Annotated in this window: 12 protein-coding genes; 4 read left to right on the forward strand and 8 right to left on the reverse strand. The window is 72.9% G+C overall.

What is annotated here, in order from left to right; genetic code table 11:
- Window positions 1-119 precede the first annotated feature (119 nt).
- The 4 genes from ACZ4V6_RS19935 to ACZ4V6_RS19950 form a co-directional block, all read right to left on the reverse strand.
- Window positions 120-629 (reverse strand): nucleoside deaminase, encoded by a 510-nt coding sequence (locus ACZ4V6_RS19935; RefSeq protein WP_467829003.1) that lies wholly within the window; start codon window positions 627-629, stop codon window positions 120-122.
- Between the two features lie 192 nt (window positions 630-821).
- Window positions 822-1,706 carry a xanthine dehydrogenase accessory protein XdhC gene (xdhC, locus tag ACZ4V6_RS19940; RefSeq protein ID WP_467829006.1) on the reverse strand — a complete coding sequence of 295 codons (885 nt, stop codon included), beginning with the start codon at window positions 1,704-1,706 and terminating at the stop codon, window positions 822-824.
- A 1-nt stretch (window position 1,707) separates the two neighbouring features.
- Window positions 1,708-4,104 (reverse strand): xanthine dehydrogenase molybdopterin binding subunit, encoded by a 2,397-nt coding sequence (gene xdhB / locus ACZ4V6_RS19945; protein WP_467829009.1) that lies wholly within the window; start codon window positions 4,102-4,104, stop codon window positions 1,708-1,710.
- Window positions 4,101-5,576, reverse strand: a complete 1,476-nt coding sequence (locus ACZ4V6_RS19950; RefSeq protein ID WP_467829011.1) for a xanthine dehydrogenase small subunit — start codon at window positions 5,574-5,576, stop codon at window positions 4,101-4,103. The genes xdhB and ACZ4V6_RS19950 overlap by 4 nt, the downstream gene beginning before the upstream one ends.
- A 678-nt stretch (window positions 5,577-6,254) precedes the next feature.
- Here ACZ4V6_RS19950 and ACZ4V6_RS19955 point away from each other — a divergent pair.
- The 4 genes from ACZ4V6_RS19955 (at window position 6,255) to ACZ4V6_RS19970 (ending at window position 10,895) form a co-directional block, all read left to right on the forward strand.
- Window positions 6,255-7,313, forward strand: a complete 1,059-nt coding sequence (locus ACZ4V6_RS19955; protein WP_467829013.1) for a vWA domain-containing protein — start codon at window positions 6,255-6,257, stop codon at window positions 7,311-7,313.
- A 225-nt stretch (window positions 7,314-7,538) separates the two neighbouring features.
- On the forward strand, window positions 7,539-8,000 hold the full coding sequence (locus ACZ4V6_RS19960; protein ID WP_467829015.1) for a VOC family protein: 462 nt from the start codon (window positions 7,539-7,541) through the stop codon (window positions 7,998-8,000).
- A 212-nt stretch (window positions 8,001-8,212) separates the two neighbouring features.
- Window positions 8,213-8,869 carry a TetR/AcrR family transcriptional regulator gene (locus ACZ4V6_RS19965; protein ID WP_467829017.1) on the forward strand — a complete coding sequence of 219 codons (657 nt, stop codon included), beginning with the start codon at window positions 8,213-8,215 and terminating at the stop codon, window positions 8,867-8,869.
- Window positions 8,870-9,278: 409 nt separating this feature from the next.
- The gene (locus ACZ4V6_RS19970) at window positions 9,279-10,895 is read left to right on the forward strand and encodes an MFS transporter (RefSeq protein ID WP_467829019.1); all 1,617 of its coding nucleotides are present in this window, start codon (window positions 9,279-9,281) and stop codon (window positions 10,893-10,895) included.
- Between the two features lie 15 nt (window positions 10,896-10,910).
- Here ACZ4V6_RS19970 and ACZ4V6_RS19975 read toward each other — a convergent pair whose 3' ends face one another.
- The 4 genes from ACZ4V6_RS19975 to ACZ4V6_RS19990 are packed head-to-tail and all read right to left on the reverse strand — an operon-like array spanning window position 10,911 to window position 13,536.
- Complete coding sequence (locus ACZ4V6_RS19975) at window positions 10,911-11,750, reverse strand: ATP-binding cassette domain-containing protein (RefSeq protein WP_467829022.1); 840 nt, start codon at window positions 11,748-11,750, stop codon at window positions 10,911-10,913.
- Complete coding sequence (cbiQ, locus tag ACZ4V6_RS19980) at window positions 11,747-12,496, reverse strand: cobalt ECF transporter T component CbiQ (RefSeq protein WP_467829024.1); 750 nt, start codon at window positions 12,494-12,496, stop codon at window positions 11,747-11,749. Before cbiQ ends, ACZ4V6_RS19975 begins: the two co-directional genes overlap by 4 nt.
- The gene (locus ACZ4V6_RS19985; protein ID WP_467829026.1) at window positions 12,497-12,844 is read right to left on the reverse strand and encodes an energy-coupling factor ABC transporter substrate-binding protein; all 348 of its coding nucleotides are present in this window, start codon (window positions 12,842-12,844) and stop codon (window positions 12,497-12,499) included.
- Entirely contained in the window at window positions 12,841-13,536 is a 696-nt protein-coding gene (locus ACZ4V6_RS19990) for an energy-coupling factor ABC transporter permease (protein WP_467829029.1), read from the reverse strand. Before ACZ4V6_RS19990 ends, ACZ4V6_RS19985 begins: the two co-directional genes overlap by 4 nt.
- Window positions 13,537-13,564 lie beyond the last annotated feature (28 nt).

Raw genomic sequence — 13,564 nt, forward strand, 5'->3', positions numbered from 1 at the left:
ACAGCCAGGCCGCACTTGAGCGGTTCTTGCGCGGGGTGAGGGAGGGGGCCGGGCCCGCCCGCACCGCGCGGGCCTCGGTACGTACGGACGCCGGTCCGGTGCCGGTGGGCGGTGAACCGTCAGTAGTCGATGCGGTCGGACTTGGCCAGCCACGCGTCGAACGGCGCCGTGCGGTTCGGCAGGTCCAGGTGCTCGATCTGCGTGGGCCACATCGACTGGGGCTTCTTGTCGAACAGGTCGTAGAACTTGCGGTCGTCGAAACCGGCCACCGCGGCGTCGTGCCGGTCGGCCGAGTAGACGATCCCGTCGACGCGCGCCCACAGCGCCGAGGACAGGCACATCGGGCACGGCTCGCACGAGGTGACGAGGACACAGCCCTCGAGCGAGAAGGAGCCCAGTTCCCTGCAGGCGGCACGCAGCGCGCTCACCTCGGCGTGCGCCGTCGGGTCGAGGGTCGCGGTGACCTGGTTGTTCCCGAGCGCGACGATCTGCCCGTCCTTGGCGACCAGCGCGCCGAACGGGCCGCCGCCGTTCCTCACGCTGTCGGTGGCCAGGCTGATCGCCTTCTCCATCCAGGCGTGCTTGAGTTCCTGGATGCTCGCTTCTTGGGTGTGCGCGGTCACGGTCACTCCTTCTCGGAAACGGTGGGGACTTCCCCAAAAGCCCTGCCCGTGCGGGACACCGCCGCATCCCCCGGCCGTCGAGGACCGTCGCGATGCGAAGGGCGGCTTGTGTGAGAAGTACACAGCCTGCCGAGGAGCGTCAGCCAGAGGTGGAAAACATGAAAACCCCGCAGGCGGAGACCGGCTCTCCGTAGTTTCCTACGAGGCCGGTCCGTCGTCCTCCCTGTGGGTTGGCTCGACTCCCGGGCCGGCCGGCGCCGGTCCCCGCACCGCTCGGCGCCGGTCCCGTTCGAAGGTCAGGAGCAGGTCCGCCGCGACGCTCACCGCGATCGTGGCGGGCTCCTTGCCGGTGATCCCGGCCAGGCCGATCGGGGTCTTGATCCGGTCGATGGCGGCGGCGTCGTGACCGCCCTCGGTGGCCAGACGGTGCCGGAACCGCGTCCACTTGGCGGCCGAGCCGATCAGGCCGATCGAGCCGAGACCGGCGGTGCGCAGGGCGGCGTCGGCCAGTGCGGCGTCCTCGGCGTGGTCATGCGTCATGATCAGGACGTGGGTGCCCGGCGCCAGCTCCTCGAGCACCTCCTCCGGAAGCAGCGGCGTGTGGTGCACGTGGACCTGCGCCACCGCGTCCGCCAGCACGCCGAGCCGTTCGTCGGTGAGCATGTCGGGCCGGGTGTCGATCAGGTGCAGGTCGAGGTGGTGGCGGGCCAGGATGCGGGCAAGCTCCAGCCCGACGTGGCCGACGCCGAAGACCGCCACCGCCGGCACCACCGGCAGCGGTTCGAGCAGGACGGTGACGGCTCCGCCGCAGCACTGCACGCCGTGCCGGTTGGTCACCTTGTCGTTGAGCTTGAAGTCCATCAGCTCCGGCTCCGCCTCGGGCGTGCCGATCAGTTCGCGGGCCCGGTCGATCGCGACCGCCTCGATGTTGCCGCCGCCGATCGAACCCCATGTCCCGGACCGTCCCACGACGAGTTTGGCGCCGGCCTTGCGGGGGGCGTGACCGCGCACGGCCGCGACGGTCACGAGCACGCCGGCCTCCCGGCGTGCCCGCAACCGCGCGACCGCGGCCACCCAGGTCATGTCAGGCATTGCTCAGGGCGCTGCCGCCGACGGGGACCTCGCCGGCGTCGCCGTCGCCCCGGGTGCCGCCCCCGCGGGCGGCTTCGATCGCCCAGTACACGGCCTCCGGAGTCGCCGGGGAGGCGAGCTCCAGGCTGATGCCGGCCGGTCCGAACGCCGCGGCGGCCTGCCGCAGCGCCTCGCGCACCGAGAACGCCAGCATCAGCGGGGGCTCACCGACCGCCTTGGACCCGTACACCGCGCCTTCCTCGGTGGCGTTCTCCAGCAGCCTGACGTTGAACTCCCCGGGCATCTCCGAGAAGCTCGGCAGCTTGTACGTGCTCGCCGCCTGGGTCAGCAGCCGGCCGCGGTTCGGGCCGTCGCCGGTGTCCCAGCGCAGGTCCTCCAGCGTCAGCCAGCCAGCGCCCTGCACGAACCCGCCCTCGACCTGGCCGATGTCGATCATCGGGGACAGGCTGTCGCCGACGTCGTGCACGATGTCCACCCGCCGGATGCGGTAGGCGCCGGTGAAGCCGTCCACCTCCACCTCGGTCGCGGCGGCGCCGTGGGCGAAGTACTTGAACGGCGAGCCCCGGAACGTCTTCGCGTCCCAGTGCAGACCCTCGGTCCGGTAGAAACCGGCCGCCGACAGCTGCACGCGCTGGAAGTACGCGGTGCGCACCAGGTCGTCCCAGGCCAGCTCCTCGTCGCTGCCCAGGGCGCGCGCGACGCCCTCGACGATGCGCACGTCCGAGGCGTTCGCACCGAGCTGCGAGGCGGCCACCCGCAGCAGTCGCCCGCGCAGCTGCTCGCAGGCGTTCTTGATCGCGCCGCCGTTGAGGTCCGCGCCGGAACTGGCGGCGGTGGCCGAGGTGTTGGGCACCTTGTCGGTGCGCGTCGGGGCGAGGCGCACCTTGTGCAGCGGGATGCCCAGCGTGGTGGCGGCCACCTGCATCATCTTGGTGTGCAGGCCCTGGCCCATCTCGGTGCCGCCGTGGTTGATCAGGACCGAGCCGTCCTTGTAGATCAGCACCAGCGCGCCGCCCTGGTTGAAGGCGGTGAGGTTGAACGAGATGCCGAACTTGATGCCGGTGATCGCCAGCGCCCGCTTGGTGTGCGGGTGCGCGGCGTTGAAGGCCGCGATCTCCCGCTTGCGGTCGGCGATGCCGGCGTCCTCCTGCACCTGCCGCCAGACGGTGGAGATCCGCTCGGGCTGCGTGACCGGCTGCCCGTACGGCGTGGTCTGGCCCTGGCCCGGCTGGTAGAAGTTGCGCTCGCGCAGCTCCATGGGGTCCAGGCCGAGCCGCGGCGCGCAGCGGCCCAGGATGTCCTCGATCACCAGCATGCCCTGCGGGCCGCCGAAGCCGCGGAAGGCGGTGTTGGAGACCGTGTTGGTCCTGGCGATGCGGCCGGCGACGCGCGCGTTGGGGATCCAGTACGTGTTGTCGATGTGGCACAGCGCGCGGGCCAGCACCGGCTCGGACAGGTCCAGGCTCCAGCCGCCGTCGGCGACCAGGGTGGCGTCCAGGGCCTGGATGCGGCCGTCCGCGTCGAAGCCGATCTTCCACGTGGCGTGGAAGCCGTGCCGCTTGCCGGACATGGTGAGGTCCTGGGTCCGGTTGAGCCGGAACCGGACCGGCCGGCCGGTGAGCTTGGCGCCGAGCGCGGCGACGGCCGCGAACCCGTGCGGCTGCATCTCCTTGCCGCCGAAGCCGCCGCCCATCCGCAGGCACTGCACGGTCACCTCGTGGGCGGGCACGCCGAGCACGTGGGAGACGATCTCCTGGGTCTCCGACGGGTGCTGGGTGCTGCTCTGGACGAACACCTGCCCGTTCTCGTCGACCTGGGCGAGCGCCGCGTGCGTCTCCAGGTAGAAGTGCTCCTGGCCGGCGAACTGGAACTCGCCGGTGAACACGTGCGCCGAGTCTGCGAACCCGGCGTCGATGTCGCCGTTCTCCATCACGGGCTGGGCGCCGTGGTAGCTGCCGGCCGCCATCGCGTCCTGCAGCGTGACCAGGGCGGGCAGTTCGTCGAGTTCCACCTCGACGGCCGCCGCCCCGAGCCGGGCCGCCTCCAGGGTCTCGCCGAGCACCCAGGCGACGGCGTGGCCGTGGAACATGACCTCGTCGGGGAAGAGCGGCTCGTCGTGCTTCATGCCGGCGTCGTTGACGCCGGGCACGTCGGCCTTGGTCAGCACGCGCACCACGCCGGGCACCGCGAGCGCGGGCTCGGTGTTCAGCGCGAGGATCTGGCCGTGGGCCTTCATGACCTGGACCGGGTAGGCGTGCAGCACGTCCTTGGTGCGGTGGACCAGGTCGTCGGTGTAGAGCGCGGTGCCGGTGACGTGCAGGCTCGCGCTCTCGTGCGGCATCGAGACACCGACGACGGGCTTCTCGGGACGCTCGGACAGATGGCTCATGACGACACCGCCTCGGTGGTCTGTGCGTGCAGCTTCAGCAGGCTCTGGCCGAGCATCGCGGCGCGGTAGTCGGCGCTGGCACGGTGGTCGCTCATCGGCGTGCCCTGTGCCCGCAGCACCTGCGCCGCGGCCTCGACGGTCTCCGTCACCCACGGCTCGCCCTCCAGGGCCGCCTCGGTGGCGAGGGCGCGGATCGGGGTGGCGGCCACGCCGCCCAGGCCGATGCGCGCCTTGCGGACGATCCCGTCCTCGATGTCGAGGGCGAAGGCGACCGCCACGCTGGAGATGTCGTCGAAGCGTCGCTTGGCGATCTTGTGGAAGGCCGTGACGGGCGACAGCGGCAGCGGGACGCGCACCGCGCGGATCAGCTCGCCCGGACGGCGCACGCTCTGCCGGTAACCGGTGAAGTAGTCGGCCAGCGGGACCACGCGCTCACCGTCGGCGTCGGCGAGCACCAGCGACGCCTCCAGCGCGAGCAGCACCGGCGGGCTGTCACCGATGGGGGAGCCGGTACCCAGGTTGCCGCCGAGGGTCGCGCTGTTGCGGATGAGCCGGGAGGCGAACTGCGGGAACAGCTCCGCCAGGAGGGGGACGCTGCCGTCCAGGCGGCGCTCGATCTCGGTGAGGGTCAGCGCGGCGCCGATCTCGATGTGGTCGGACTCGACGCGCAGCTCCCGCAGTTCGGGCAGCCGGTCGACGGCGACCACGCAGTTCGCCCGGCGGGAACGGATGTTGACCTCGACGCCCCAGTCGGTGCTGCCCGCGACGACCACGGCGTCGGGACGCCCGCGCAGCAGCCGGACCGTCTCGGCCAGGGTGCCCGGCCGCACGAACACGCTGTCGCCCCGGGTGTATTCGGTGGCGACCGGTTCGGGCGGGGACTGCTCGCGACGCTGCGCCAGCGGGTCGTCCTCGGTGGGGGCGCCGACGGCGAACGCGGCGTCGCGGATCGGGCGGTAACCGGTGCAGCGGCACAGGTTCCCGCTCAGCGAGTGCAGGTCGAAACCGTTCGGGCCGTGCTCGGTGTCGTGTCCGTCGGCCGCGTCGGCGTCCGTGGCCGCGTGCGCGCAGCGGTCGGGCCGGTAGTACTCGGCGGCCATGCTGCACACGAACCCCGGCGTGCAGTAACCGCACTGGGAGCCGCCGCGGACCGCCATCTCCTCCTGCACCGGGTGCAGCGTGGGCGGTGTGCCGGCTTCACCGGGGGTGGCGAGGCCCTCGGAGGTGACGATCTCCTGACCGTCGAGGGAGGCGACCGGGACCAGGCAGGCGTTGACCGCCACCCAGTCGGTGGGCTTGTTCACCCCGGGACGGGCCACCAGGACCGAACACGCGCCGCACTCACCCTCGGCGCAGCCTTCCTTGGTCCCGGTGAGGCCGCGCTCACGCAGGAAATCCAGGACCGTCGTCTGGGGTGCGGCCGGGGAAATCGGTGTGCTCTTCCCGTTGACCGTGATCCGTGCCTCTACCATGGCACATCCTCATTTCGGAGCGCGGTCGTACAGATGTTGCTCGTCGCCATTTCAGGGACTTTCTCTTTCGGTGGCGCAGCTGAAGCGTGAGAATCCCGGCCGGAAATCGGCGCGCGAGAGCGTGCCGCGGACGGGTGAGGAAAATCAGGGGAAACCGGGGCCAGTGATCCGGCACACCGGGAAAGAAGGGCTGTTCAGCAGCCGTGTGCTACACGACCCGGGACCCAGACGGTCCGCTGCGCGAGGCGATGCAGGTCGGAGATGATCGACATCCGACTTCGCCTCCTTCCGGCAGCTCACGAGTCGGTCCGGTCGAAAATACGGTGCCACGGGCCTGCCGGTCAAGGCTCTGCCGCCGGCCGATTCCCGCCGCCGCGCGAGCACCCGCTCACGAGGCGACCGGGCGGGGCCGTCCCGCGGCCGCCGCGTACCCGTCCCACGGAAGTCGTCCTCGCATTTACGAGGGGTTCGGGTCGCATTTCCTCGCATGTGCGACGGGCCGTTCGGGAATTGCGTCGGCGTATTTCCCCCGGGCACGGGCGGCAGGGGCCGGGCCGGCGTCCCCTGGGCGCCGGGCGCGCCGTCGCGGGACGGGTGATCGCGCGTCAGGAGCCGTTGTCAGTGCCTCCTCCTAGGGTTCGAGCACCAGTCGGGGAGCCTCGCAGAAGGAGCAGAACCATGTCCGCCAACAGGATCCAGCACAAGGTGAATCACGTCGCGCTGGTCGTGGACTGCTCGGGTTCCATGCATCGGCACCAGAGCCAACTCGTCCGCGTCGTGGACGAGTTCGTGGCCGGCCTCAAGGCCGAGTCGGACAGCCTCGGTCACGAGACCCGGATCAGCCTCTACTCCTTCGACCACCGGGTGGAGAACCTGGTCTGGGACATGGACGTGAAGCACCTGCCGTCCATGCGGGGGCTGTACAAGGTCAACAACGGCGCCACGGCCCTGATCGAGGCCTCCCTCAAGTCCCTGGACGACCTGGGGCACATCTGGGAGGAGTACGGCGAGCACAGCTTCCTCCAGATCGTGGTGACGGACGGCGAGGAGAACGCCTCCGGCGGCGACAGGCGCCACGACGGCGACATGACCGTCCTCGGCCCCTGGCTCGACAGGATCACGGCGAAGATGAACGGTCTCCCGGGCCACTGGACGTCCGCGATCCTCGTCCCGAACTCCCTGGCGAAGCGCACTGCCCAGAACTACGGCTTCCCGGCGGGCAACATCGCCATCTGGGACGCGGACTCCCAGGAGGGTGTCGAGGAGGCGATCGGCACCGTGCGGGCCGCCGCCACCGGCTTCCTGAGGGGCCGCGAACAGGGTGTCCGCGGCACGAAGAACCTGTTCGCCGTCGGCCAGGACATATCCGTCGACGACGTGCGGGCGAACCTCGAACCGATCCCGGCCGGCAAGTACCGGCTCCTGAAGGTCGACAAGGAGACCGAGATCCGGCCCTTCGTCGACTCGCACCCGGGCGTGACGTACGAACGCGGCTGTTGCTTCTACCAGTTGGGCGCCCGGGCTCTGGTCCAGCCCGACAAGGAGGTCGTCGTGGTCGAGAAGAGGACCGACCGCGCCTACACGGGGGACGCGGCGCGCAGCCTCCTGTTCGGCACCGGTGTCCAGGGCACCGTGTCCGTGAAGGCGGGCAACAACCCCGAGCTGGAGGTGTACGTGCAGAGTCGTTCGGTGAACAGGAAGCTCAAGCCGCGGACGCGCCTGCTCGTCATGGTCTGAGGGCAACCCGCCGCTCCGCCCCGCCTGCCCGGGCGCGGACGGCCCGCGGGGCTGGTCCAGCCCCGCGGGCGGGTGAACACCGCCGACCGCCGGCCGTATGCGTGCCGCCGATGCGGGAAAGCCGATGCGGGAAAGCGGACGGATTCCGGCCGCGAGGGGTGTCAGGGTGGGCGCGATGTGCACGGACGCACTCGACCGACATCCCGTTGTGAACGGAGCAACCCGATGAGCCGTCATTTCCAGGTCACCTTCGACGCCCATGACCCCCGGGCGCTGTCGAGCTTCTGGCGCGACGTCCTGGGCTACGTCCACCCCGGCCCGCCCGGAACCGACGTGCCCGAGGGCGCCGACCCGCTCGCCGCGTGGGACGACTTCCTCGCGGGGATCGGCGTACCGGAGGAGCAGCGCGACAGCCGCTCGGCCATCGAGGACCCGGACGGGCACGGCCCGCGGCTGTTCTTCCAGCGGGTCCCGGAGGGCAAGAGCGCCAAGAACCGGGTCCACCTCGACGTCCGGGCGGCCCCCGGACTCCAGGGGGAGGAGCGGATGGCGGCGCTGGAGGCCGAGTGCGAACGGCTCGTCGCGCTGGGCGCGACGCGGGTGCGCCGCTTCGAGCCGGAGCCCCCGATGAGCACCGGTTTCATCGTGATGACCGACCCCGAGGGCAACGAGTTCTGCCTGGACTGACACGCCCGGCCGCGGTCGCCGGAGGCCGCGGCCGGTCCCTCGTCCGGCTCGCCGGGCGGGTCGCCGCCGGGCGGGCCCGCGCCCGTGCGGTGCGGACCGGCCGGCGCCCGCGGGACCGGAGGCGGCGACCGGCCCGCGGGAGTCCTCCGTGCCAGAATGGTCGCCCCGCCGTCCCGCCCCGCCCCGCCGCACCGATCCACCGAGGTCCTCCCGTGTCCAAGCCCGTGGCCCGCGAGCCGCAGCGACGCAACGCGCGCTCCAACCGGGCGCGCATCCTGGCCACGGCCCGCCGGGAGCTGGGGCGGAACCCGGACACCACCCTCGAGGAACTGGCGCGGGCCGCCGGCGTCGTACGGCGCACCCTGTTCGGTCACTTCCCGGGGCGCGCGGCGCTGCTGGAGGCCCTCGCCGAGGAGGCCTCCGAGGTGCTGCGGAGCACGATGGCGTCGGCCGCGGAGGGGTCCGGGCCCACCGAACCGGCCGAGCGTGCCCTCGCGTACTTCATGCTGATGATGTGGCCCGTCGGCGACCGCTACCGGATGCTGCTGGCGCTGGCCCGGCACGACCTGGGCGCGGAGCGCGTGGCCGAGATCCTCACGCCGGCCCGCGCCGAGGTCACCGCCATCCTGGAACGTGGCCAGCGCGACGGCGCCTTTCCCGCCCACCTGCCGCCCGCCGTGCTGAGCGCCGGGCTGGAGGCGATGACGGTCGCCCTGCTGGAGCAGGTCAACACGGGCGCGCTGGAGGACGACGGCACCCGGGCCGTCGTCGCCGCGCTCGTCGCGGCCGGCGTCCCCCAGGAGCGGGCCCGCACCGTCGTCGAGTCCGTGGCCCCGACGGTCCCCGCGAAGCCGGCGACCGGCGACTGATCCCCGCGGACCCCGTCCGCGCTCCCGGTGCGAGCGGGTCCCTTCCGTGCCGGACGCCCGGCGCGTGCGGACCCGCGCGCCGGGTCGTTTCCGCGCCCGCGCCCGCGCCCGTGCCCGTGCCCGACGGGCCGTCTCCGTCGCGGCGCGGGCCGTGGCACCCGCCGCGATCGGTGCGGCCCGCCCCGGGAAGCGCCCGTCCGGGTGCGGCGCGCCACGCCGGCCGCCTCACCGGGCGTGCCGTCGGTGCCGCCGTCCGTCCGCGTCCGGCCCGGTGCGGGATCCGGGGGCGTGCGGCGGCCGCCGACGGGCACCCGAAGGCTGTTTGCACATCGATGGGCAAGAACCTAACCTGACACGAGACTGCACATCGATGGGCAATTAACTCGCCCTCGCATCCGGGAGCCCCTCCATGCCCCTACTGGCCACCACACCCGTCGAGAAGATGACCGGGCCGTACCCACGGCGCTGGTGGGCCCTGACCGTGCTGTGCCTCAGCCTGCTGATCGTCGTCATGGCCAACACCTCCCTGATCGTGGCCGCCCCGGCCATGACCGCCGACCTGGGTCTGAGCAGCAGCGACCTGCAGTGGGTCATCGACGGCTACACCGTCCCGTACGCCGCGCTGATGCTGGTGCTGGGCGCGATCGGCGACAAGTACAGCCGCCGCGGCGCCCTGGTCGCCGGCCTGGCCGTCTTCGCGGGCGGCTCGGTGATGGGCAGCCTGGTCCACGAGACCGGCCTGGTCATCGCGGCCCGGGCGATCATGGGCGTCGGCGCCGCCGTCGTCATGCCGGCCACGCTGTCCCTGCTGGTCGCGATGTTCCCGAGGGGTGAGCGGGCCCGCGCCATCACGGCCTGGACGGCCACCTCCGGACTCGCCATCGCCGTCGGCCCGCTGGTCGCCGGCTGGCTGCTCGGCGACCACTCCTGGGGCTCGACCTTCCTGGTCAACGTCCCCGTCGCGGTCCTCGCCGTCATCGGCGCGCTGCTTCTCGTACCCCCGTCCCGCGCGACCGGCATGGGCCGCATCGACTACGTGGGCGGCCTGCTCTCCATCGTCTCCGTCGGCAGCCTGGTCTACGCGACCATCGAGGGCCCGCACTTCGGCTGGGGCGCCGGTCCGGTCACCGCCGCCGTCGTCGCGGCCGTCGGCCTGGCCGCCTTCGTGGCCTGGGAACTGCGCCACCCGCAGCCCATGCTGGACGTGCGCAGGTTCCTCCAGCGGCCGTTCAGCGGCTCGATGCTGGCCGTGCTGTTCTTCTTCTTCGGCACCTACGGCGCCATCTACTACTCCACGCAGTTCCTGCAGTTCGTCCTCGGCTACGGCGCCCTGGAGACCGGCGTGCGGCTGCTGCCGCTGGCCGGGGCCGTGTTCGTCGGCGCCGCCGTGACCGGGCGCCTGACCCCGAAGCTGGGCGTCAAGGCCATGATCGGGTCCGGCATGGTGATCGGCACCGTCGGCGTCTTCCTGCTCGTCCTCGTCGACGAGGGCTCGACGTACTCCGGCTTCCTGGCCCCGATGCTGCTGCTCGGCCTCGCGATCGGCCTCAGCGTCTCCCCGGCCACCGACACCATCATGGGCTCCTTCCCGGAGAGCGAACTCGGCGTCGGCGGCGGCGCCAACGACACCGCGCTGGAACTCGGCGGCTCGCTCGGCATCGCCGTCCTCGGCTCCCTGCTCGGCACCGCCTACCGGGACGACCTGGCCGACCTGGCCGGCGACCGGCTCCCGGCGGCCGCGCTGGACACCGCCCAGGACTCCGTCGGCGCCGGACTGGCCGTCGCCGAACGGGTCGCCACGTCGCCGTCGGCCGGGCCGCAGCAGGCCCAGGCCCTGGTCGACGCCGTCCACGAGGCCTTCGCCCACGGCGTCGCCACGACCAGCCTGATCGGCGGGATCATCATGGCCGCCGGCACCGCGATCGTCCTCGCCGTCCTGCCCGGCCGCCGCGCCGCCGCACAGCACCGGCCCGCGGACGAGCCGGCGCCGGCCCGGGACGCGGAGTACAGCGACTCCGCGAACTGAGCGGCGCCGGGCGGGTCAGTCGGCCAGGGCCGCCAGGTCCTCCGCCGTGCGCGGGCCCGCGGCCGGGTCCGTCAGCAGCCCCCGGGCGCACAGCAGCCGTGCCGCCGCCACGCCCCACGGCAGCCGCAGTCCCGCCGGACCGAGCAGGTCCGTGCGGGCCAGCGTCGGCGCCGTGGGGCCGGTGTGCACCCCGGTCGGGGTGAGCAGGGCGGCGTCGTCCGACCAGCGCAGGGCGAGATCGACGTCGTGCGTGGCCATCACCACCGTGGTGCCGCCCTCCCGCAGCCGGTCGAGGGTGGCCAGCAGCCGCTCCTGTCCGTCCGGATCGAGCCCGGCGGTCGGCTCGTCGAGGATCAGCACCCGGGGCCGCATCGCGACCGCGCCGGCGATCGCGGTCCGCTTGCGCTGTCCGTACGACAGCAGGTGCGTGGGCCGGTCGGCGAGCGCGGCGATGTCCAGCGCGGCGAGCGCCTCCTCGACCCGGGAGCGGACCTCCGGATCCGGCAGCCCCAGGTTCAGCGGCCCGAAGGACACGTCCTGGGCGACGGACGCGGCGAACAACTGGTCGTCCGGGTCCTGCACCACCAGCTGCACCGTCGTCCGCAGCCGCGTCAGCCCCGCGCGGTCGTACGTCACCGGCCGCCCCTCGACGCTCAACCGCCCGGCGTGCGGCCGAAGTCCGCCGCTGAGCAGCCGCATCAGCGTCGTCTTGCCGCTGCCGTTGCGGCCCAGCAGCGCCAGCGCGCGCCCCTCGCGCACCTCGAAGTCCAGGCCGCTCAGCACCAGCGGCCCCTCCTCGTACCCGAAGGACGCGCCCCGCAGGGAGACCAGGGCCGGTTCGGCGGGCTCGTTCACGACAACGGCCTTTCCAGTACGAAGGTGAGCACGGCCAGCGCCGCCAGCAGCGTGACGCTCGCCGCGGTGAAGGGCACGGAGACCCGGGCCTCGGGCACCAGCACGCGCAGCGTGCCGTCGTAACCGCGCCCGGCGAGCCCCGCCTGCAGCCGCGTCGCCCGGCCGAAGGCCCGCACGAACGCCGTGGCGCCCAGCCCGCCGAGCGAACGCCAGGCGGCGGCCCGGGTGGTGTGCCCCAGCCGCGCGGCCTGCGCCTCGCGGATCCGGCGCACGGAGTCCAGCAGCAGGAAGCTCATGCGGTACGTCACCAGCGCCACGTCCACCACCGGCGCCGGCACCCCGGCCCGCACCAGACGGGGCAGCAGGTCGGACATCGGGGTGGTGAACGCGAACAGCAGCACCCCGAGGGACGCCGCCGACGTGCGCAGCAGCAGCTCCCCGGCACGCGCCGCGCCGCCGTCCGCCACGCCCACGAACCCGCCGGGACCCCCGACCCGCACCAGCAGCGGCAGCGCGCCGGTCACGCAGAACCCCAGCGGCACCCGGTACGCCCGCCACAGCCGCCGCCGGGGCACACCCGCCGGACCGAGCAGCACGGCCAGCGCCGCGACCAGCACCAGCGCCGCGCCCGGCCAGGGCGGCAGCGAGACCGCCAGCACGGTCAGGCCCAGCCCGAGCACGGCCTTGTCCACCGGGTGGCGGTGGCGCCACCGGCTGCTGTGCGCCGCCGCGTCGATCGGCAGCACTCAGTCCCCTTCGGACGCGCGCGCGTCCTGCCGGGCGGCCCGGGCCGCCCGCTCCTCGCCCTGCCGCCGTCCCCGGCGCAGCCCGAAGTAGTAGGCCAGCACCCCGGCACCGAGCGCCGCCTGCACGGCGAACAGCGCGGACTCGATCTCCCCGGACGGCGGCTCGTACAACGGCGAGAACCACGGCTCGTAGTCCGGCTCGATCTGCGTGATCGCCGTCTCCGCCTCGGCGTCGGCACCGGTGAACGGCTCCTCCTTGTGGTCGCCGAGGCCGAGCACCAGCGGCAGCACCGCGAGCGCGGCCACGACGGCCAGCAGCAGGACGTTGATCTTCGTGTTGCGGCTCATCGGACGACCGCCTCCTCGCGGGCGCCGGTGCCGGCCGGCAGCACGCCCAGCCGGGTCAGCTCGCCCTTGCTGGACTGCACCAGCAGCCGCATCACGACCACCGTGAGCAGGCCCTCGCTCACCGCGAGCGGGATCTGCGTGACGGCGAAGATGGACCCGAACTTGCCGAGCGCGCCCAGGAATCCGCTGCTCGGGTCGGGGAAGGCCAGCGCCAGCTGCACGCTGGTGACGCAGTACGTGGACAGGTCGGCGACGAACGCCGCGAAGAACACCGTGACCATCAGCGGCGCCCCGTACCGGCGCAGCAGGCGGTAGGTGCCGTACCCGGCCCACGGGCCGGCGATCGCCATCGAGAAGGCGTTGGCGCCGAGCGTGGTCAGCCCGCCGTGGGCGAGCAGCAGCGCCTGGAAGAGCAGGGTGATGGTGCCCAGGACCGCCATGACGGGCGGCCGGAACAGGACGGCGCCCAGGCCGGTCCCGGTGGGGTGCGAGCAACTCCCGGTGACGGACGGCAGTTTCAGGGCCGACAGTACGAACGTGAAGGCTCCGGACGCCCCGAGCAGCAGCGTGCTCTCGGGATGTTCCCGGACCTCACGGGTGAGTGACCGTACTCCGTGGACGACGAACGGCGCGGACGCGACGCCCCAGGCGATCGCGTGCGCCGGAGGCAGGAAGCCCTCGGCTATGTGCATGGCTCAGCAGACCCTCTCCAGCACCTCG

This window comes from Streptomyces sp. NPDC029152 (genome assembly GCF_055564355.1).

Bases quoted from the DNA above. Each gene is read 5' to 3' on its own strand.
- ACZ4V6_RS19970 (WP_467829019.1), top strand. From the start codon at position 9,279: ATGCCCCTACTGGCCACCACACCCGTCGAGAAGATGACCGGGCCGTAC.
- ACZ4V6_RS19985 (WP_467829026.1), bottom strand. From the start codon at position 12,844: ATGAGCCGCAACACGAAGATCAACGTCCTGCTGCTGGCCGTCGTGGCC.
- ACZ4V6_RS19990 (WP_467829029.1), bottom strand. From the start codon at position 13,536: ATGCACATAGCCGAGGGCTTCCTGCCTCCGGCGCACGCGATCGCCTGG.
- xdhC (WP_467829006.1), bottom strand. From the start codon at position 1,706: ATGACCTGGGTGGCCGCGGTCGCGCGGTTGCGGGCACGCCGGGAGGCC.
- xdhB (WP_467829009.1), bottom strand. From the start codon at position 4,104: ATGAGCCATCTGTCCGAGCGTCCCGAGAAGCCCGTCGTCGGTGTCTCG.
- ACZ4V6_RS19960 (WP_467829015.1), top strand. From the start codon at position 7,539: ATGAGCCGTCATTTCCAGGTCACCTTCGACGCCCATGACCCCCGGGCG.
- ACZ4V6_RS19950 (WP_467829011.1), bottom strand. From the start codon at position 5,576: ATGGTAGAGGCACGGATCACGGTCAACGGGAAGAGCACACCGATTTCC.
- ACZ4V6_RS19955 (WP_467829013.1), top strand. From the start codon at position 6,255: ATGTCCGCCAACAGGATCCAGCACAAGGTGAATCACGTCGCGCTGGTC.